This window comes from Streptomyces sp. NPDC025806 (assembly GCF_055558275.1).
In genome coordinates this window covers 196,816-214,585 of record NZ_JBVHMU010000010.1, presented here as the reverse complement: position 1 = coordinate 214,585, position 17,770 = coordinate 196,816, and the positions used below count along the sequence as shown (strand labels likewise).

Below are 17,770 nucleotides of genomic sequence, written 5' to 3'. Positions count from 1 at the left end.
CACCGGGCCCCCGGCACCACACCGCGGGCTCCCGTGGATTCAACCAGGTTCGGCGGCCCCGGCGCAGGGGGCTGTCAGCGGGTCGCGGACGGGCGGGACAACCGGGGCCCCATCGACGCGGGGAGCGCGGCCAGTTCGGCCGGGGTTCCCGTCGTCGCCTCCACCACCTCGGACGGCCCGGGGGCCGGTGCGTGGGTCGGTGCGTGGGTGGGCAGGGCCACGGAGAGCATGGGGACGGGTGCGGCGGGGCGTATGAGAGGCGCCGTACGGGTCGGGCCGGACAGCAGCGGCGACGCCGCGTACGGGACCACCGCGCTGCCGTGGCCGCCGCCGGGGAGCAGCGGCGCGCCCGCTTCGATCGGCGAGACCGGTGCGGCGAGTGCTCCACCGCGCTGCCCGGAGGACAGCGGTGACGTGGAGCGCCGCCGCTGGGCCTCGGACGCCGGAGTCGCCCCCGTGGTCTGGCTGCGCAGCGGGGTGACATTGCTGCCGGAGCCGCCACGGGTGTCCGCGGTGTCGGCCGGGGTGCCGGCCGTGACCCCGCCGAGGGCGAGCGCGGCGAGCGACACCGCACCGGCGGCGGCGAAGGCGAACCGGCGCCCGCGCGAGGCCCGGTCGGCGTCGGGCCGCCCGACCTCGTGGATGCGGAAGCCGCGCTGTTCGCTGGGGAACACGGCGGCGTGCGCGCCGGACGGGGCGTACGCGAACGCCTCCGCGTCTACGTCGAAGACTCCCTGGCCGAATCCCCGGACGGCGCCGAGGGGTCGGCCCGAGCCGAATCCTCCGCCGCCGAAGGGGGTGCTTCCGGAGTCGCCGTCAGCACCCCCGGGCAACCCCTGGAGGCGGGCGAGGAAACTTTCGGAGGGCGGCGGCGGCGCGGTCTGCGCGAAGACGCTCTTGAGGCGGCGCTGGGCGTCGGCCTCGGTCTTGCACCGCGGGCAGGTGGCCAGGTGCGCGAGGACGCGCTCGCGGGCGTCGTGATTCAGCTCGCCGTCGACCAGGGCGGCCAGCCGGTCCCCGAGATGCTCGTCGGCCGCGGTCTGCCGGCGCTCGGCAGGATTGAGACGTGATCCACTCACGCGGGCGCGCCCCCTCCACCGAGGACGGGGACACCCGTGCCGGCGAGCGAACGACGCTCCGCGCGGGCCTCCGGCGAACGGTGCTTGAGCGCCTTGCGCAGCTGCGAGCGGCCTCGGTGGATCCGGGAGCGGACCGTGCCGAGCTTCACGCCCAGGGTCGCGGCGATCTCCTCGTAGGACAGCCCCTCGATGTCGCACAGGACGACGGCGGCGCGGAACTCGGGCGCGAGCGTGTCGAGGGCCTGCTGCACGTCGGCGTCGAAGTGCGCGTCGTTGAAGACCTGCTGCGGCGAGGGGTCGCGGCTGGGCAGGCGCTCGGCCGCGTCGTCCCCGAGGGAGTCGAAGCGGATGCGCTGCTTGCGGCGGACCATGTCCAGGAACAGGTTCGTCGTGATGCGGTGGAGCCAGCCCTCGAAGGTGCCCGGCGTGTACGTCGACAGCGAGCGGAAGACTCGGACGAAGACCTCCTGAGTGAGATCCTCGGCGTCGTGCTGATTGCCGGTCAGGCGGTAAGCGAGCCGGTAGACCCGGCCGCTGTGCGTGCTGACGATCTCCTCCCAGGTGGGCGGAGTCCACGCCTTGGATTCCGCATCAGCGGCAAAGGTCGCGGTCTGCTGCGCGGAGTCGACGGTGCGGATTCGGTCAGCGGTGTCGGTCACGGATTTCGGCTCACCTGACGACCTGAGAAAGCGCCGAAGCACTCCTCCCCGATCCACAGGCGCAGCCGCACCTCCCCTGTCGGCTCTGGTGGTGTCCAGTGGAGCCCCTACCATAGCCACCTCGCCCGTTAGCTCCGGATAAGCGTTTTTACTCAGATTTGCCACTCGGTCCGCGGGGGCCGATCCGGCCTCCGGATGTGTCGCTGTGACCACGTGCTGTCCCCCGCTTCTCCCCACTCTTTCCCCCTGCCCTTCCAAACGCCCGGTCCCATCTGCGAGTTCCCGCCACCAACGGATAAAGTCACGCGCAGGCAACCACGGGGACAGGAGAGGGCCATTACCGGCAACCGGCAGACGAGCTGGGCGTTCGCCGACGCCTTTGTCGCCGAGGACGACGCGACCCGCTGGGCCCGCGACCGCGCCCGCGAGGCGGGACTGCGGTCGGTGTCCCCAGGCGCGGGCGCGGCGCTGCGGATGCTCGCCGCCACGGTGGAGGCCAAGGCCGTCGCCGAGATCGGTACGGGCACGGGCGTGTCCGGAATCCATCTGTTGCACGGGATGCGGCCGGACGGCGTACTCACGACCGTGGATCCGGAACCGGAGCAGCAGCAGTTCGCCCGGCAGGCGTTCCGGGCGGCCGGCTTCGCCAGCAACCGGGCCCGGTTCATCCCCGGGCGGGCGCTCGATGTGCTGCCGCGGCTTGCCGACAGCGGGTACGACCTCGTGTTCTGCGACGGGGACCGGATGGAGAGCCTGGAGTACCTCGCTGAATCGTTGCGCCTGCTGCGGCCAGGGGGGCTCGTCTGTTTCGAGGGGGTCTTCTCGGACGGGCGGACCGTGGACTCGGGGCCGCAGCCGGTGGAAGTGGTGCGAGTGCGGGAGTTGCTCCGCGCGGTTCGGGAGTCCTCGGAGCTGGTGTCCTCGTTGCTGCCGGTCGGTGACGGGTTGCTCTGCGCCGTCAAGCGCTGAATCGGGGGTTGGGCTCGGCGGAGCTCGTTTCCGCCGTGTCGCCGTAGCGGTCCTGCCGGTTCGCGGGTGCGGCTCGCGTCGTGGCTGGTCGCGCAGTTCCCCGCGCCCCTGAAGGGCACACTTCGTGCGCCCCCAGGGGCCTATTGGCCGCACCCCGCGACGGAGCCACTGATCGAGCACAGCCCCGCGCCACGCCCCACCACGAGCCGTTGAACAGGAAGCGCGCCACGCCCCCGAAAGTGACCCCTCACGCCCCCACGGGCATGCCGGTCGCGCCCCACCGCGGAGCCGCTGATCGAGCACAGCCCCGCGCCCCTGAAGGGGCACCCCCTCACGCACCCCCAGGGGCGTGCCGGTCGTGCCCCGCGGTGGGGCTGACCAGGGCCTCGGGCACGCCACGCAAGGGGGACACACGACTGCCCCGGCACCGAGTGTGTGCCGGGGCAGTCGAAAAGGTATGGTCGCTTCCGCGTCAGCCGACGACCTTCTTCAGGGCGTCGCCGAGGGCGTCGGCCTCGTCGGGCGTCAGCTCCACCACGAGCCGACCGCCGCCTTCGAGCGGAACGCGCATGACGATGCCCCGCCCCTCCTTGGTCACCTCGAGCGGGCCGTCACCCGTTCGCGGCTTCATGGCCGCCATGCTCGTTCCCCTTCCTGAAACCAGCTCATCGTCAGCCGACGGCCCTCTGAACGGGCACACGTCACCGGCATCGAACACATTGCTTCCAGGCCATTATCCCGCATGGCGACACCCGATGACCAACATCAGTCGGCATCGCTTGCGCAACGCACTTGACCAAAACCACCCAATTCGGCGATGTGGCTGCGATACTTCGCGCCTTCCACGGCCTCCGGGCGACAGATTTGTTTGACGCAGGTCACACACCGGGGGTGCTCCAAGCGTCGTGATCTCCGTCATGCTGAGCACGGAGACTAAGCGATCGCATAGGCGCAGAGGAGGGGTCCCATGGCGGACACCGTGCTGTACGAGGTGAGCGACGGACTCGCGACGATCACGATCAATCGCCCCGAGGCGATGAACGCGATGAACACCGAGGCCAAGGTCGCTCTCCGCGACGCGGCGCAGGCGGCCGCGGCCGACCCGCAGGTGCGGGCGGTGCTGCTGACGGCGTCCGGGGACCGGGCGTTCTGCACCGGACAGGACCTCAAGGAGCACCTCGCGTCGCTGGCGGCGGACCGCGAGAACGGCGAGGGCCGCACCATGAGCACGGTGCGCGAGCACTACAACCCGATCGTGCGGGCGCTGACGCAGATGCCCAAGCCGGTCGTGGCGGCGGTGAACGGCGTGGCGGCCGGTGCCGGTTTCGGGTTCGCGCTGTGCGCGGACTACCGGATCGTGGCGGACACGGCGTCGTTCACCACGGCGTTCGCCGGTGTCGCGCTGACCGCCGACTCGGGCATCTCGTGGACGCTGCCGCGGCTGATCGGCGCCGGTCGCGCCGCCGACCTGCTGCTCTTCCCGCGCAGCCTCAAGGCCCAGGAGGCGTACGAGCTGGGCATCGCGAACCGGGTCGTGCCGGCCGCCGAGCTCGCCGAGCAGGCGCTGAAGGTGGCCCGCAAGCTCGCCGAGGGCCCGACGGTCGCGTTCGCCGCGCTGAAGGAGTCCCTCGCGTTCGGCGCGGGGCACTCGCTCGACGAGACGCTGGAGAAGGAGGACGAGCTCCAGGCGCGGGCCGGCGCCTCCGAGGACCACGTCATCGGCGTCCAGGCGTTCGTCGCCAAGGAGAAGGCGAAGTACGTCGGGCGCTGAGCCGGGCTCAGGCGCGCGGTGCGCTCGTGCGGACCCAGCAGTCGGCGAGGTGGTCGTCGACCAGGCCGCACGCCTGCATCAGCGCGTAGGCCGTGGTGGGGCCGACGAAGCGCACGCCGCGCTTCTTCAGGTCCTTGGCCAGGGCCTTCGACTCGTCGGTGATCGCCGGGACCTCGCTCAGGGAGCGGGGTCCCGGACCCTTGCGGCGGGCGGGGGCGTGCGACCGGATCAGGCGGTCCAGCTCGCCCGCCTCCCACTGCGCGAGCACGCGCGCGTTGGCCAGCGTCGCGTCGATCTTGGCGCGATTGCGGATGATGCCCGCGTCGGCCAGCAGGCGCTCGCGGTCGGTGTCCGTGAACCGGGCGACCTCCGCGATCCTGAAGCCGGCGAACGCGGCGCGGAAGCCCTCGCGGCGCCGCAGGATCGTGATCCAGGACAGGCCGGACTGGAAGGCCTCCAGGGTGAGCCGCTCGAAGAACGCGTCGTCGCCGCGCACCTCACGGCCCCACTCCTCGTCGTGGTACGCCATGTAGTCCTCGGAGGCCACGGCCCAGGGGCAGCGCGGCTTGCCGTCGGGGCCCGCGACGGCGCCGGTGACGGGCGTGCTCATCGCTGGTCCTCCCCCGGCTCGGTGCCGAATCCGCCGGGCGGCGCGAACCCGCCGTGCCCGGGGTGCCCGTCCTGCGGTCCCGGCCGCGTGTGGGCGGCGGCGAGGGCCGACTCCAGCTCGGTGATGCGGGCGTCGCGCTCGGCGAGCTCCGCGCCCAGTCTGTTCAGCGCGTCGTCGACCTCCGCCATGCGGTAGCCGCGCACCGCCGTCGGGAGGCGGAGCGCCTCGACGTCCGCGCGGGCCACCGGGCGGTCCTGCGGCAGCGGGTCCGCGTAGAACTGGGACGGCGCGTCGCGCAGTGTGCCGCCGTCGCCCCCGCCGAGGACGGCGAGGGTCACCGCGCCGACGACCACGACCAGCGCGACGACCAGAAACAAGAACATGAGCATCCGTGGGGTCCCCTGGCTCGACCGGTGGCTCGGCCGGGCCGGTGTGGATCCGGCCCGAAACCGTCAGGGTCCGATCGTGCCATGCCGCACCGACAGTTAAGGTCGCAGGCGACCGATCAAGTGGGATCCAGAGGAGAGTCACAGGGATGCTCAGGCTGGGCAGGCGCGAGTTCGCCGCCGACGAGCCGGTGATCATGGCGATCGTGAACCGGACCCCCGACTCCTTCTACGACCAGGGCGCCACGTTCCGCGACGAGCCGGCGCTCGCCCGGGTCGAGCAGGCGATCGCCGACGGCGCCGAGATCGTGGACATCGGCGGGGTGAAGGCGGGTCCCGGCGAGGAGGTCGACGCCGACGAGGAGGCGCGGCGGACCGTCGGTTTCGTGGCCGAGGTGCGGCGGCGCTTCCCGGACGTGATCATCAGCGTCGACACCTGGCGGCAAGAGGTCGGCGAGGCCGTGTGCGAGGCCGGTGCCGATCTGCTCAACGACGCCTGGGGCGGCGTCGATCCGAAGCTGGCCGAGGTCGCCGCGCGCCACCGGGTCGGGATCGTGTGCACGCACGCGGGCGGCGCGGAGCCGCGCACGCGACCGCACCGGGTCGGTTACGAGGACGTGATGGCGGACATCCTGGACGTGACGGTGGGGCTCGCCGAGCGGGCCGTCGCGCTGGGCGTGCCGCGCGAGTCGGTGCTGATCGACCCCGGGCACGACTTCGGGAAGAACACGCGGCACTCGCTGGAGGCGACCCGCCGGCTCCCGGAGATGGTGGAGACGGGCTGGCCGGTGCTCGTCTCGCTGTCCAACAAGGACTTCGTGGGCGAGACCCTGGACCGGCCGGTCAAGGAGCGGGTGATCGGCACGCTGGCGACCACGGCGGTGTCGGCGTGGCTGGGGGCGCAGGTCTACCGGGTGCACGAGGTCGCGGAGACCCGACAGGTGCTCGACATGGTGGCGTCCATCGCGGGGCACCGGCCCCCGGCGGTCGCCCGCCGGGGACTGGCGTAACCCTCGACCGCGGCGGACTACTTCCCGGTCTCCTTGGTGACCAGGGTGATGGCCTCCTCCACGTCGTCCGTGACGTGGAACAGGAGCAGGTCGGCCTCGCCCGCCTTGCCCTGGGCGATCACCGTGTTCTTCAGCCAGTCGACCAGGCCGCTCCAGTACTGCGTGCCGAACAGGACGATCGGGAAGCGCGTCACCTTCGTGGTCTGCACGAGGGTGAGCGCCTCGAAGAGCTCGTCCAGGGTGCCGAGGCCGCCCGGCAGCACCACGAAGCCCTGCGCGTACTTCACGAACATCGTCTTGCGGACGAAGAAGTAGCGGAAGTTCAGGCCCAGATCGACGTACTGGTTGAGGCCCTGCTCGAAGGGCAGCTCGATGCCGAGGCCGACCGAGATGCCCTTGGCCTCCACGGCGCCCTGGTTGGCCGCCTGCATGGCGCCGGGGCCGCCGCCCGTGATGACCGCGAAGCCGGCCTCGACGAGGGCCCGGCCGATGGCCACGCCCGACGCGTACTCCGGCGAGTCCTCGGGGGTGCGCGCGGAACCGAAGACGCTGATCGCGGGCGGCAGTTCGGCCAGGGTGCCGAATCCTTCGATGAACTCGGACTGGATGCGCAGGACCCGCCAGGGGTCGGTGTGCACCCAGCCCGAGGGGCCCTCCGTGTCGAGCAGACGCTGGTCGCTCGTCCCCGGCTGCACCTGGTCGCGCCTGCGGACCACAGGCCCTGTCAGCTGCTCCTTGGGACGCCGCTTGCCCTCCGGGTTGCTCATCGCCTGCTCCCTTCCTGCGTGGTGGACACGCCCTTACGTAGAGCAAGGGTAGGTCTACGCGGGTTACAGGAGCGGGGCCACGCCGTATCGGGGCGAGGTCCGGTCAGGAAGCGGTCAGCCAGGAGGCGAGCACCTTCTCGGCCTCCAGGATGAGGGCCGTGTCGACGCGCTCGTCGATCTTGTGGGCGTAGATCGGGTTGCCCGGTCCGTAGTTGACCGCGGGGACGCCGAGGGCGCTGAAGCGGGAGACGTCGGTCCAGCCGAACTTGGGGCGCGGCTCACCGCCGACGGCGGCCAGGAACGCGGCGGCGGCGGGGTGGGTGAGGCCGGGCCGGGCGCCGCCCGTGTGGTCGTCGACGACGAACTCCTCGATCGGGCAGTCGGCGAAGAAGTCGCGGACGAACTGCTCGGCCTCCTCCATGGAGCGGTCCGGCGCGTAGCGGAAGTTGACCGTGACGGCGCACGCGTCGGGGATCACGTTGGTGGCGACGTAGCCCTCGATGCGGACCGCGTTGAGGCCCTCGTGGAACTCCAGGCCGTCCACGACCGGCTTGCGCGGCTCGTAGGCGGCCAGCTTCTCCAGGACGGGCGCGGCGGCGTGGATCGCGTTCTTGCCCATCCACGCGCGCGCGGAGTGGGCGCGCTCGCCCTTCACCTTGAGGATGACGCGCAGGGTGCCCTGGCAGCCGCCCTCGACGAGGCCCTCGGTGCCCTCCAGGAGGATCGCGAAGTCACCGGCGAGCCAGTCGGGGTGGGCGTCGGCCACATGCCCCAGCCCGTTGAGGTGTGCGGCCACCTCTTCGTTGTCGTAGAAGACGAACGTGAGGTCGCGGTTGGGCTCGGTGACCGTCTGCGCGATGCGCAGCTGGACCGCGACGCCGGACTTCATGTCGCTGGTGCCGCAGCCCCACAGGGTGCCGTCCGGGTCGAGACGGGACGGCACGTTGTCCGCGATCGGGACCGTGTCGATGTGGCCGGCGAGGATGACGCGCTCGGCGCGGCCGAGGTTCGTGCGGGCCACCACGTTGTTCCCGTACCGGTCGACCTGGAGGTGCGGCAGGGCGCGCAGGGCCGCCTCGACGGCGTCGGCGAGCTCTTTCTCGCTGCCGCTGGGCGAGGGGAAATCGACCAGCTGGGCGGTGAGGCGGGCGGCGTCCTGGGTGAGGTCGAGCGCGGTGCGGTCCATGCCGCCGAGCCTATCTCGCAGGCTCCCGGGGCCCGCCACGGCAGGCTCCCGTGGGGCTGTCGGAGGGCTCCAGTACCTTGGACGCGTGCCTGAGCCCCGTGTTCCCTTCCGGCGCGCCCGCCTCCTGCGGCTGGGCGCCGCCGTCGTCGTGCTGCTCGCGGTGGCGACGTATGTGGCGGTGCAGTACGCGACCGGTGGCCGGACCACGCCGAAGTGCGTGGTGGTGTCGGCCAACGGGGACGGGGCGAGCTACGAGTTCACGGCGGAGCAGGCGGTGAACGCGGCGACGATCTCGGCCGTCGGTACCTCGCGCGGGATGCCCGAGCGGGCTGTCACGATCGCGCTGGCGACGGCCCTGCAGGAGTCCGGGCTGCGGAACATCGACTACGGGGACCGGGACTCCCTGGGCCTGTTCCAGCAGCGGCCCTCGGAGGGCTGGGGCACGGCCGCCCAGATCATGGACCCGGGGTACGCGGCGGACCGCTTCTACACGCATCTGGCGAAGATCCCCGGGTACTCGCGGCTGCCGCTGACGGTGGCCGCGCAGCGGGTGCAGCGCAGTGGCTATCCGCAGGCGTACGCCAAGCACGAGCCGGACGCGACGCTCCTGGCCGCCGCGCTGACCGGCCGGGCCGCGGCCTCGCTTACCTGTGAGGGGCGGCCGGGCGGCGCCGAGGCGGTGCGCTCGGGCGACCCCGCGCGCGTGAAGGCGGCGCTGGTGCGGGACTTCGGCAAGGACCTGGCGCCGGTCGCGGACCGCGAGCGGCGGTCGGTCCGGGTGCCGGTGGCGACGGTGCTGGACGCGGCGGAGGGCGGCGACCGCCAGCGCGGCTGGGAGCTGGCGCAGTGGGCGGTGGCCAACTCCTCGGCCCTGCGCATCGAGCGGGTCTCCTACGCGGGCCGCGAGTGGGCCGCGGGCGACAACGGCGGCGCGTGGCGCCGGACGGCGAAGGAGAAGGCCCAGGGCTCCGCTCCGGCCGGTTCGACGTCCCGCGCGGGCGAGGTCCGGATCGTCACCGGGCAGTGAGGCCGGGGCTCCTCCGACCGTCGAGGCGCCCCTGATCGCCGTCGGGCAGCCGTGCGAAGGCTCACCCGGTGGAGGGGCGCCGAGGGTTCGGGGCGAACGGCCGGGCGAAACTCCTCGATCGGGTGGCGGGTGCGCGCCGGAGGGCCGGGCGGGCAAGGGGCGTAAGGGTTCTGCACAGGGTTTTCGCCGGGACACGACAAGCGGCTAATGCCCGACTTCATCCCCAGCCGATAATGCGACGCATTGCCAACCCTTTATGTCGCCGACCCGCAACCTTCCTGGGCCCTGGGGCGGTTGTCACGGCGTCCGAGCACGCCGCAGGGCGGGCCGGACGGCCAGAGTCCTCTCCCGTAGAAGGAGCATCATGTCCCTCCCCCTGACCCGTCGGATCGCCCGTGCCGCCCTGCTCGTGGCGGCGGGAGCGGCGCCCGTGGTCGGTGCGGCCGGTGCCGCGAGCGCCGCGCCCCTCCCGGCCACGACCGACCTGGGCGGCGTGACCGCGCTGGACGGCGCGCACCTGGGTGAGACGGTGGACGGTGCCACGCAGAACGCCACGGGCGTCGCGGGCAGCACCGGCGGCAAGGCCGTGAAGAAGGCCGTTCCCGCCGCGGGCAAGACGGTCGGCAAGAGCGCGAAGACCGCCACCCCGGCCGCGCAGAAGGCGGCGGGCGACCTGGCGGGCAGCGCCGGTGACGTCGTCGGCGACACGGCCGGCTCGGCGACCAAGGGCGGTCTGCCGACCGACGCCGTGACCAAGGGCGGCCTGCCGACCGGCCAGCTGCCGACCGGCGGTCTGCCGATCGGCTGAGGCCCGGCCCGCATGGGGCCAGACCGGTGACGGGGTGTGGGGAGTTCGCCTGTGGCGGCTCCCCACACCCCGTTCCCGCGCAGCGTTCCCGTGAAAGGGACGGGCGGCGTCAGGCCAGTCGGGAGACGGCCGCCGCGACGCGCTCGTCGGTGGCCGTCAGCGCCACCCGCACGAACTGCTCGCCGGCCGGACCGTAGAAGTCGCCGGGCGCGACGAGGATGCCGAGCTCGGCGAGGTGCGCGACCGTGTCCCAGCAGGACTCGCCGCGGGTCGCCCACAGGTAGAGGCTGGCCTCGCTGTGCTCGATGCGGAAGCCGTGGGCCTCCAGGGCGGCGCGCAACTGCTCGCGGCGGGCCGCGTAGCGGGCGCGCTGCTCCCGGACGTGCTGGTCGTCGCCGAGGGCGGCCACGACGGCGGCCTGGGTCGGCGCGGAGGTCATCATGCCGCCGTGCTTGCGGATCTCCAGGAGCTCGCCGAGGACCGCCGCGTCACCGGCGAGGAACGCCGCCCGGTATCCCGCGAGGTTGGACCGCTTGGACAGCGAGTGGACGGTGACCAGGCCCTCGTAGGAGCCGCCGTTGACGTCCGGGTGCAGGACCGAGACGGGGTCGGCCTCCCAGCCCAGCTCGATGTAGCACTCGTCGGAGAAGACGAGGATGCCGTGCTCGCGGGCCCAGGCGACGATCCGGATGAGCTCGTCCTTGGACAGGACGCGGCCGGTCGGGTTCGACGGGGAGTTGAGCCACAGGAGCTTGATGCCCTCGGGGTCGAGCTCCGTAGGGTCGTCGTACGCCACGTGGTCGGCGCGGGCGAGGCGGGCGCCGACCTCGTACGTCGGGTAGGCCAGGCGCGGGTAGGCCACCTTGTCGCCCGGGCCGAGGCCCAGCTGGGTGGGGAGCCAGGCCACGAGTTCCTTGGAGCCGACGACCGGCAGGACGTTGCGGTGCGTGAAGTCGCGGGCGCCGAGGCGGCGCTCGCACCAGGAGACCAGCGCGTCGCGCAGTTCGGGCGTGCCCCACACCGTCGGGTAGCCGGGCGAGTCGGAGGCGCCGGCCAGCGCCTTCTGGATCAGCTCCGGCACCGGGTCCACGGGGGTGCCCACGGAGAGGTCGACGATGCCGCCGGGGTGCGCGGCGGCCGTCTTCTTGTACGGCTCCAGCTTGTCCCAGGGGAACGTGGGGAGGCGGTCGGAGACTGCGGACACCGGGCGGCTCACTTCTCTCTCGGAACGGACTCAGTACCGGTGAGTACTGTGTTCGGAAAACAGCCCGGTCCCGTACGGCTGACGAAGCCGTACGGGACCGGGGCCGTGCGCATGCGTACCGCTGACCGGCGTCAGCCGTTCTGCGGCGGCAGTGCGGCGATGAACGGGTGGTCCTTCTCGATCAGGCCCATCTTCGAGGCACCACCGGGCGAACCGAGCTCGTCGAAGAACTCGACGTTCGCCTTGTAGTAGTCCTTCCACTCCTCCGGAGTGTCGTCCTCGTAGAAGATCGCCTCGACCGGGCAGACCGGCTCACAGGCACCACAGTCGACGCATTCGTCCGGGTGGATGTACAAGGACCGGGAGCCCTCGTAGATGCAGTCGACCGGGCACTCCTCGATGCACGCCTTGTCCTTGACGTCGACACAAGGCTGCGCGATGACGTAGGTCACGCTGTCGTTCCTCCTCGATAGGGCGCTGGCGGGCCTCCACAGGCTCCGCCGCCTGGCGCGCGGGAGCGCGGCGTCGTCGATGCCCGCCCCTAGTATCTCCGTTCCTGGGCATGATCCGAACAGGAGGGGTGGACCGAGCTGTGGAATTCACTGCGGGCGGACGGCTCGAGGTTCACTTGAACCCGTCTGACGTGGGAAAACGCGTGTCTGTGCGACGGGTGACGGAGGACGGCCCCGCGGGTCGGAAGTTCACCGACACCGTCGGGGTTCTCACATCGTGGGACGATGGTGTGCTGCACATCACACGACGGGGTGGTGAGAGCGTGCGCATCGAGGAGTCGACGCTGGTCGCGGGCAAGGTCGTGCCCGCCGAACCGGCCCGCCGCCGCGGCCCCGCCGCCACGTATCCGGAGCTCGCCCGGGTCGCCTCGCGCGCCTGGCAGCCGCTGGAGAGCGAGCGGCTCGGCGACTGGGAGCTGCGGGCCGCCGAGGGATTCACGCGGAGGGCGAATTCGGTGCTGCCCCTGGGCGACCCCGGCCTCCCTCTCGACGAGGCCCTCGCGTTCGTACGGGCGTGGTACGCGGCCCGCCATCTCCCCGCCTACGCCCAGACGGCCACCGGGGCGCTCGGCACGCAGGAGTCGCTCTGCGCGGAGCTGGAGACTCGGGGCTGGGTGCGGGAGGTCAGCGCGGAGCTGCGGATCGCCTCGCTGGCGCCGATCGGGGACGCGGTGGACGCAGCCGGCCTCGGGGACCGGGTGACGCTCACCCGCGCGCCGCACGAGGCGTGGCTGGCCCGCTACCAGCGCAAGGGCGCGAGCGAGGTCGCGCTGAAGGTGCTCGGCGCCGGGCCCTCCGTGTGGTTCGCGACGGTGCCCGGCGAGGGCGGGGTGCCGGCGGCGATCGGGCGGTGCGTGGTCGACGGGCGGTGGGCCGGGTTCGCGGCGGTCGAGGTGGCCCCGGAGCGGCGCCGGGAGGGGCTCGGGACGCTGGTGATGGCGGCGCTGGCCCGGCAGGCGCTCGACGAGGGCGCGTCGGCGGCGTGGTTGCAGGTCGAGGCGGAGAACGCGGGGGCGCGGGCGCTCTACGACGGGCTGGGCTTCGCTACGCACCACGCCTACCACCACTACCGGGCGCCGGAGGCGGACGGGCGATGACCAGCGAGGTGCGCCGCAGGTTCGCCGAGGAGGCGCGGGCCGAACGGCCCGATCTGGCGCTGCTGTGCCTGCTGGTCGCCGCGGAGGCGGATCCCGGGCTCGACGAGGCCGGGATGGACGCGGTGCAGATCGAACTGGACGATCTGGCCGGGCAGTTGCCGTTCCGGCCGGGCGGGCCGCGGTCCTGGGCGCTGGCGCTGGGCGAGCTGCTGGGGGCGCGGCTCGGTTTCCACGGCGTGCCCGGCGACTACCAGCGGCTGGACTCCTCGCTGCTGCACGAGGTGATGCGGCGGCGGCGCGGGCTGCCGATCCTGCTGTCGGTCGTGTGGCTGGAGGTGGCGCGGCGGGCCGGGGCGCCGGTGTACGGGGTGGCGCTGCCCGGGCACTTCGTGGTCGGGTTCGGGGCCCCGGAGGAGCAGGTGCTGGCGGATCCGTTCGGGGCGGGGCGGGTGCTGAGCGGGGCGGACGCGGAGCTTCTTGTCGTCGGGGCGACGGGGGCGCCGCTGGAGGGGTCGATGCTGCGGCCCGCCGATCCGGTGGAGATCGTGCTGCGGATCCTCAACAACGTGCGGGCCTGGGCGGCGGCGCGCCCCGAACACTCCGACGTGTCCCTGTGGGCGGTCGAACTCTCCCTCCTGCTCCCCTCGCACCCGGCGCGGCTGCGCTACGAGCGGGCTCAATTGCTGGTGCGGCGCGGCGAGTTCATCGCCGGGGCCGCCGAGCTGGAGGCGTACGCGGAGGTACTCGGAGCGGTGGACGACGCGGCGGCGGAACTGGTGCAGGGGCAGGCGCGGGCGGCTCGAGCGATGATGAACTGAGCTGCGGGGGTGCGGCTCGTCGCCGGGTGCGCGTCTCGTTCCGGCCGCAGCACCGCCGTAGGGGCCGAGGTGCAGCGCCGGCCATCGCGCCGTCGTGGCTGATCGCGCAGTTCCCCGCGCCCCTGACGGGGCGCATTTCCCGCTGTCAGCCATAGGCTGCCGCTGTGCGAGACGAGCGGCGTGACGAAGCACTGTCCGACGACGAGTTGGAGCTCTTCCTGCAGTACCTGCATCGCTTCGCCCGCCACGACGTCGACCTGTTCGCGCTGATGGAGGCGGGAGACCCTGAGCACCCCTGCTTCGTGACGTTCACCCGGACTCCCGTCAGCGGCATGGCCCGAGAGGCCTATCGGCGCCCTTAGGCGCGGCTCACAGCCAGCCCTTTTCCCTGGCCACTCTTACCGCCTCCGCCCTGTTGCGTACCGCCAGCTTCTGGATGGCTGTGGAGAGGTAGTTGCGGATCGTGCCCTGGGAGAGGTTCAGGGCGTGGGCGAGTTCCGCGTTGGTGCGGCCGTCGGCGGCCTCGCGGAGGATCTCGCGTTCGCGGTCGGTGAGGGGGTTGGCGCCTTCGGCGAGGGCGGCCGCGGCCAGGACCGGGTCGATGACGCGTTCGCCGCGCAGGACCGTGCGGACGGCCTCGGCGAGCTGGGCGGCGGGGGCGTCCTTGACGAGGAACGCGTCGGCGCCCGCCTCCATGGCGCTGCGCAGGTAGCCGGGGCGGCCGAAGGTCGTCAGGACGACCAGCTTCACGTCCGGGAGGGCGGCGTGGAGTTGCGCGGCGGCCTCGATGCCGGTGCAGCCGGGCATCTCGATGTCGAGCAGCGCCACGTCCACGGCGTGCGCGCGGGCCGCCGCGAGGACCTCATCGCCGCGGGCGACCTGGACGACGACCTCGATGTCCGGCTCCAGGCCGAGCAGCGCCGCGAGGGCCTCGCGCACCATCGACTGGTCCTCGGCGAGCAGCACCCTGATCGTCGTCTCGTTCCGCGTGATCATGCGGCGGATCCTACGGAGGCCGCGGGGACCCGGGCCACCAGCAGGAAGCCGCGCCCCTCCGCCGGGCCGGTGTCGAGGGTGCCGCCGACGGCCCCGACGCGTTCGGCGAGGCCGGTGAGGCCGTTGCCGGGCGGGGCGCCGGAGGGTCCGGCTCCGTCGTCCTCGACGCTCAGTTCGACGACCGGCCCGGCGAGGGTCTCGCGCCGGACGAGGTGGACGAGGCAGCGCCGGGCGCCGCTGTGCCGTACGACGTTGGTGACGGCCTCGCGCAGGGTCCAGGCAAGCGCCGACTCCTGGGTCTCGGGGAGGTCGGGGCCGGCGGCGGGGACCTCTGCGGCGATGCCGGCGGCGGTCAGCGCGGCCTGGGCGCCCGCGAGTTCGGCGGCGAGCCGGCGGCGCCGGTAGCCGGTGACGGCCTCGCGGACGTCGACGAGGGCCTGCCGGCTGACCTTCTCGATGTCGGCGACCTGGTCGGCGGCCTTGTCGGGGTGGTCGGGCAGCATGCGGCCGGCCAGTTCGCTCTTGAGCGTGATGAGCGACAGGGAGTGGCCGAGCAGGTCGTGCAGGTCCCGGGCGAGCCGCAGCCGCTCCTCGTTGGCGGCGAGCTGGGCGACCCGCGCGCGGGCCTCGCGCAGCTCCCTGGTGGTCCGCACGAGCTGGCGCACGCCGGTCATGGAGAAGCCGCCGAGCAGCGCGGGCACGACCAGGCCGAGTTCGGGCCCGTCGTCCAGGTATGCGGCGATGGCGACCATGAGTCCGGTCGTCACGAGGATCGCGATGCGGGAGACGCGGATCGGGAGGACGGCCCCGCAGGCGACGGCCACGTAGACGAACAGGACGAGCCAGGGTGCGCCCAGGGTGAGGGAGAGGGTCACGGCGCCGACCGTCAGGACGGTCAGGGCGACGGGCACGATCGCGCCGATCACCGGCCAGTTGGTGTGCCGGAAGACCAGGGTCACGTAGGCGAGGGTGAACAGGATCAGGCCGGTCCAGCCGAGGACGGTGCCGGTGGTGGTGTGGTGGTGGTCGAGCAGGTCGGAGACCGGGGCGCTCATGAAGATCAGCCACATGCCGATCCAGAGCAGCTTCACGAAGAACTCGCGTCGGTTCTCGGGCGGCTGCCCGACCTTGGGGAGCCGCCCGTTCACCGCGTCCATGTCGCTCACGCCTTCAGGGTGTCCTTCCGGTACAGCCACGCGGCGCCGCCCGCGAAGAGCAGGAAGTACGCGACGAGCAGGGTGACGTCCTTCGCGTGCGGGGCATCGCCCAGTTCGATGGCCCGGCCGAGGGCAGCGTACGCGTGCGTGGGCAGCCAGCGCGCGATGTCCTGCAGCCACTGCGGGAAGGTCGTGGAGGGCATCCACAGGCCGCCCAGGATGGACAGGCCGAAGTACACGATCATCGTGAGGGGGCGGACCGCGTCGCCGGACGCGAGGTAGCCGATGGCGACGCCGAGCGCGGCGAAGCAGAGGCTGCCGGCCCAGATCGCGCCGGTGAGCGCGAGCCACTGCCAGGCCTCGAACCGTACGTCCTTCAGGAGCGCGGCGACGGCGAAGACGACCACGATGGACGGCAGGGAGACGACGGCGGCGCTCGCGGTCTTGGCGAGGACGTAGCCGCGGCCCGGCAGGGTGGTCAGGCGCAGTTGGCGCACCCAGCCGCTCTCGCGCTCCTTGGCGATGCGTTCGCTGTTGCCCATGAGGACGGCGGTGAGGGCGCCGAAGGAGGCCATCGAGACCATCATGAACGAGGCCACGGTGAGGCCGGTGCCGTCCACCTTGTCGCCCGCGCCGCCCGCGCTCCCGGAGATGACGAGGAACAGGACGGACGGGTAGATCACCGAGAAGAACAGGAACTTCTTGTTGCGCAGGGCGCGGGCGAGTTCCAGTTTGATCAGGCTGTTCATCGGGTTCTGGCCTCCTCGGCCTCGGTGATGGCGACGAAGGCCTGCTCCAGGCCGAGGCCCGCGACCTCCAGGTTGCGCGGGTAGAGGCCGAGCCCGTAGAGGGCGTGCACGGTCGCGTCGGCGTCGGTGGTCTGGATGCGGACGGTGGGTCCGGAGAACGTGATGCCGGTCAGGAACGGCAGCGCGGACAGGACGTCCGTGTCGAGGTCCCCGTCGAGGTCGAAGGAGACCTTGCGGGCGCCCGCCTTCGCCTTGATCTCGGCGGCGGTACCGTCGGCGAGGAGCCGGCCGCGGTGCAGGACGAGGACGCGGTCGGCGATCGCGTCCGCCTCCTCCAGGTAGTGCGTGGCGAACAGGACGGTGCGGCCCCGGTCGGCCTGCTCGCGCATCGTGGCCCAGAAGGCCTGGCGGGCGGTGACGTCCATGCCGGTGGTCGGCTCGTCGAGGACGATCAGGTCGCTGTCACCGGCGGTGGCGAGGGCGAAGCGGACGCGCTGCTCCTGGCCGCCGGAGAGCTTGTTGACCTTGCGGTCGGCGATCTGGCTGATGCCCGCGCGGCTGAGCACCTCGCCGGCCGGGTACGGGCGCGGGTGCAGGGAGCAGGCCAGCTGGACGAGTTCGGCGACGGTGACCTCGTCCATGAGGCCGCCGCTCTGCAGCATGGCGCCGACACGGCCGCGCACGATGGCCTCGCGGGGGCTGGTGCCGAAGACGCGGACGTCGCCGCTGTCGGCGGGGCGCAGGCCGAGCAGCAGGTCGAGGGTGGTCGACTTGCCGGCGCCGTTGGGTCCGAGGAGGGCGACCGTCTCGCCCGGGTGCAGTTCGAGGCTGAGGCCGTCGACCGCCTTGACGGTGCCGTAGGCCTTGGTGACCCCGGTGAACGTGACCGCTGCTGCATTCATACGGCCATCGTCGCGGGCGGGCGGTGGCGCCCGGCAGTGTCGCGCGTCGCGACTCCCGCATGA

General features: G+C 72.6%; 21 protein-coding genes. 8 read left to right on the top strand and 13 right to left on the bottom strand.

Annotation, left to right across the window (positions count from 1 at the left end):
* Window positions 1-74: 74 nt before the first annotated feature.
* Together ACZ4E1_RS23865 and sigE are read right to left on the bottom strand one after the other, a co-directional pair.
* Entirely contained in the window at window positions 75-1,079 is a 1,005-nt protein-coding gene (locus tag ACZ4E1_RS23865; protein WP_467542321.1) for an anti-sigma factor family protein, read from the bottom strand.
* Complete coding sequence (gene sigE / locus ACZ4E1_RS23860) at window positions 1,076-1,852, bottom strand: RNA polymerase sigma factor SigE (protein ID WP_399127938.1); 777 nt, start codon at window positions 1,850-1,852, stop codon at window positions 1,076-1,078. Before sigE ends, ACZ4E1_RS23865 begins: the two co-directional genes overlap by 4 nt.
* Before the next feature lie 156 nt (window positions 1,853-2,008).
* On the opposite strand from sigE, the gene ACZ4E1_RS23855 reads away from it, so the two are divergent.
* The gene (locus ACZ4E1_RS23855) at window positions 2,009-2,707 is read left to right on the top strand and encodes an O-methyltransferase (RefSeq protein ID WP_467542531.1); all 699 of its coding nucleotides are present in this window, start codon (window positions 2,009-2,011) and stop codon (window positions 2,705-2,707) included.
* A 472-nt stretch (window positions 2,708-3,179) separates the two neighbouring features.
* On the opposite strand, the gene ACZ4E1_RS23850 is transcribed toward ACZ4E1_RS23855, so the two are convergent.
* Window positions 3,180-3,347, bottom strand: a complete 168-nt coding sequence (locus tag ACZ4E1_RS23850) for a DUF3117 domain-containing protein (RefSeq protein ID WP_003966491.1) — start codon at window positions 3,345-3,347, stop codon at window positions 3,180-3,182.
* 327 nt (window positions 3,348-3,674) lie between these two features.
* On the opposite strand from ACZ4E1_RS23850, the gene chcB reads away from it, so the two are divergent.
* Complete coding sequence (gene chcB, locus ACZ4E1_RS23845) at window positions 3,675-4,478, top strand: 2-cyclohexenylcarbonyl CoA isomerase (protein ID WP_467542319.1); 804 nt, start codon at window positions 3,675-3,677, stop codon at window positions 4,476-4,478.
* Between the two features lie 7 nt (window positions 4,479-4,485).
* On the opposite strand, the gene ACZ4E1_RS23840 is transcribed toward chcB, so the two are convergent.
* Together ACZ4E1_RS23840 and ACZ4E1_RS23835 are read right to left on the bottom strand one after the other, a co-directional pair.
* On the bottom strand, window positions 4,486-5,088 hold the full coding sequence (locus ACZ4E1_RS23840) for a DNA-3-methyladenine glycosylase I (protein ID WP_467542317.1): 603 nt from the start codon (window positions 5,086-5,088) through the stop codon (window positions 4,486-4,488).
* Window positions 5,085-5,477, bottom strand: a complete 393-nt coding sequence (locus ACZ4E1_RS23835) for a DivIVA domain-containing protein (RefSeq protein WP_467542315.1) — start codon at window positions 5,475-5,477, stop codon at window positions 5,085-5,087. Before ACZ4E1_RS23835 ends, ACZ4E1_RS23840 begins: the two co-directional genes overlap by 4 nt.
* Before the next feature lie 146 nt (window positions 5,478-5,623).
* Here ACZ4E1_RS23835 and folP point away from each other — a divergent pair, with 146 nt between their 5' ends.
* On the top strand, window positions 5,624-6,484 hold the full coding sequence (gene folP, locus ACZ4E1_RS23830) for a dihydropteroate synthase (protein ID WP_467542313.1): 861 nt from the start codon (window positions 5,624-5,626) through the stop codon (window positions 6,482-6,484).
* 17 nt (window positions 6,485-6,501) lie between these two features.
* On the opposite strand, the gene ACZ4E1_RS23825 is transcribed toward folP, so the two are convergent.
* Both ACZ4E1_RS23825 and dapE read right to left on the bottom strand, forming a co-directional pair.
* Window positions 6,502-7,251 carry an LOG family protein gene (locus tag ACZ4E1_RS23825; RefSeq protein WP_188337027.1) on the bottom strand — a complete coding sequence of 250 codons (750 nt, stop codon included), beginning with the start codon at window positions 7,249-7,251 and terminating at the stop codon, window positions 6,502-6,504.
* 103 nt (window positions 7,252-7,354) lie between these two features.
* Entirely contained in the window at window positions 7,355-8,437 is a 1,083-nt protein-coding gene (gene dapE, locus ACZ4E1_RS23820; RefSeq protein WP_188337028.1) for a succinyl-diaminopimelate desuccinylase, read from the bottom strand.
* Window positions 8,438-8,522: 85 nt separating this feature from the next.
* On the opposite strand from dapE, the gene ACZ4E1_RS23815 reads away from it, so the two are divergent.
* On the top strand, window positions 8,523-9,464 hold the full coding sequence (locus tag ACZ4E1_RS23815) for a VldE C-terminal domain-containing protein (protein ID WP_467542311.1): 942 nt from the start codon (window positions 8,523-8,525) through the stop codon (window positions 9,462-9,464).
* A gap of 364 nt (window positions 9,465-9,828) precedes the next feature.
* Window positions 9,829-10,272, top strand: coding sequence for an ATP-binding protein (locus ACZ4E1_RS23810; protein WP_467542309.1), 444 nt, complete (start codon window positions 9,829-9,831; stop codon window positions 10,270-10,272).
* A 109-nt stretch (window positions 10,273-10,381) separates the two neighbouring features.
* On the opposite strand, the gene ACZ4E1_RS23805 is transcribed toward ACZ4E1_RS23810, so the two are convergent.
* The gene (locus ACZ4E1_RS23805) at window positions 10,382-11,476 is read right to left on the bottom strand and encodes a bifunctional succinyldiaminopimelate transaminase/glutamate-prephenate aminotransferase (protein ID WP_467542307.1); all 1,095 of its coding nucleotides are present in this window, start codon (window positions 11,474-11,476) and stop codon (window positions 10,382-10,384) included.
* Window positions 11,477-11,607: 131 nt separating this feature from the next.
* Window positions 11,608-11,928: a ferredoxin gene (fdxA, locus tag ACZ4E1_RS23800; RefSeq protein WP_161301852.1), complete on the bottom strand. Its 321-nt coding sequence runs from the start codon at window positions 11,926-11,928 to the stop codon at window positions 11,608-11,610.
* Between the two features lie 140 nt (window positions 11,929-12,068).
* Between fdxA and ACZ4E1_RS23795 the strand changes: the two genes are divergently transcribed.
* From ACZ4E1_RS23795 to ACZ4E1_RS23785, 3 genes are all read left to right on the top strand, one after another.
* A complete protein-coding gene (locus tag ACZ4E1_RS23795; RefSeq protein WP_467542305.1) occupies window positions 12,069-13,085 on the top strand; it encodes a GNAT family N-acetyltransferase in 1,017 nt (338 codons plus the stop codon).
* Complete coding sequence (locus tag ACZ4E1_RS23790) at window positions 13,082-13,903, top strand: transglutaminase family protein (protein ID WP_467542303.1); 822 nt, start codon at window positions 13,082-13,084, stop codon at window positions 13,901-13,903. Before ACZ4E1_RS23795 ends, ACZ4E1_RS23790 begins: the two co-directional genes overlap by 4 nt.
* A 164-nt stretch (window positions 13,904-14,067) precedes the next feature.
* Complete coding sequence (locus tag ACZ4E1_RS23785) at window positions 14,068-14,265, top strand: hypothetical protein (RefSeq protein WP_467542301.1); 198 nt, start codon at window positions 14,068-14,070, stop codon at window positions 14,263-14,265.
* A gap of 7 nt (window positions 14,266-14,272) precedes the next feature.
* Here the strand turns inward: ACZ4E1_RS23785 and ACZ4E1_RS23780 are convergent, their stop codons facing one another.
* The 4 genes from ACZ4E1_RS23780 to ACZ4E1_RS23765 are packed head-to-tail and all read right to left on the bottom strand — an operon-like array spanning window position 14,273 to window position 17,707.
* Complete coding sequence (locus ACZ4E1_RS23780) at window positions 14,273-14,899, bottom strand: response regulator (RefSeq protein WP_467542299.1); 627 nt, start codon at window positions 14,897-14,899, stop codon at window positions 14,273-14,275.
* Window positions 14,896-16,056, bottom strand: a complete 1,161-nt coding sequence (locus ACZ4E1_RS23775; protein ID WP_467542529.1) for a sensor histidine kinase — start codon at window positions 16,054-16,056, stop codon at window positions 14,896-14,898. The genes ACZ4E1_RS23780 and ACZ4E1_RS23775 overlap by 4 nt, the downstream gene beginning before the upstream one ends.
* Before the next feature lie 5 nt (window positions 16,057-16,061).
* A complete protein-coding gene (locus ACZ4E1_RS23770; protein WP_467542298.1) occupies window positions 16,062-16,805 on the bottom strand; it encodes an ABC transporter permease in 744 nt (247 codons plus the stop codon).
* Window positions 16,802-17,707: an ABC transporter ATP-binding protein gene (locus ACZ4E1_RS23765; protein WP_467542296.1), complete on the bottom strand. Its 906-nt coding sequence runs from the start codon at window positions 17,705-17,707 to the stop codon at window positions 16,802-16,804. Before ACZ4E1_RS23765 ends, ACZ4E1_RS23770 begins: the two co-directional genes overlap by 4 nt.
* Window positions 17,708-17,770 lie beyond the last annotated feature (63 nt).

Coding starts and splice junctions, on each gene's coding strand:
- ACZ4E1_RS23790 (WP_467542303.1), top strand. CDS start 13,082: ATGACCAGCGAGGTGCGCCGCAGGTTCGCCGAGGAGGCGCGGGCCGAA.
- folP (WP_467542313.1), top strand. CDS start 5,624: ATGCTCAGGCTGGGCAGGCGCGAGTTCGCCGCCGACGAGCCGGTGATC.
- ACZ4E1_RS23825 (WP_188337027.1), bottom strand. CDS start 7,251: ATGAGCAACCCGGAGGGCAAGCGGCGTCCCAAGGAGCAGCTGACAGGG.
- ACZ4E1_RS23810 (WP_467542309.1), top strand. CDS start 9,829: ATGTCCCTCCCCCTGACCCGTCGGATCGCCCGTGCCGCCCTGCTCGTG.
- ACZ4E1_RS23765 (WP_467542296.1), bottom strand. CDS start 17,707: ATGAATGCAGCAGCGGTCACGTTCACCGGGGTCACCAAGGCCTACGGC.
- ACZ4E1_RS23775 (WP_467542529.1), bottom strand. CDS start 16,056: ATGGACGCGGTGAACGGGCGGCTCCCCAAGGTCGGGCAGCCGCCCGAG.
- sigE (WP_399127938.1), bottom strand. CDS start 1,852: ATGGTAGGGGCTCCACTGGACACCACCAGAGCCGACAGGGGAGGTGCG.
- dapE (WP_188337028.1), bottom strand. CDS start 8,437: ATGGACCGCACCGCGCTCGACCTCACCCAGGACGCCGCCCGCCTCACC.
- ACZ4E1_RS23780 (WP_467542299.1), bottom strand. CDS start 14,899: ATGATCACGCGGAACGAGACGACGATCAGGGTGCTGCTCGCCGAGGAC.
- chcB (WP_467542319.1), top strand. CDS start 3,675: ATGGCGGACACCGTGCTGTACGAGGTGAGCGACGGACTCGCGACGATC.
- ACZ4E1_RS23835 (WP_467542315.1), bottom strand. CDS start 5,477: ATGCTCATGTTCTTGTTTCTGGTCGTCGCGCTGGTCGTGGTCGTCGGC.
- ACZ4E1_RS23850 (WP_003966491.1), bottom strand. CDS start 3,347: ATGGCGGCCATGAAGCCGCGAACGGGTGACGGCCCGCTCGAGGTGACC.
- ACZ4E1_RS23840 (WP_467542317.1), bottom strand. CDS start 5,088: ATGAGCACGCCCGTCACCGGCGCCGTCGCGGGCCCCGACGGCAAGCCG.
- ACZ4E1_RS23770 (WP_467542298.1), bottom strand. CDS start 16,805: ATGAACAGCCTGATCAAACTGGAACTCGCCCGCGCCCTGCGCAACAAG.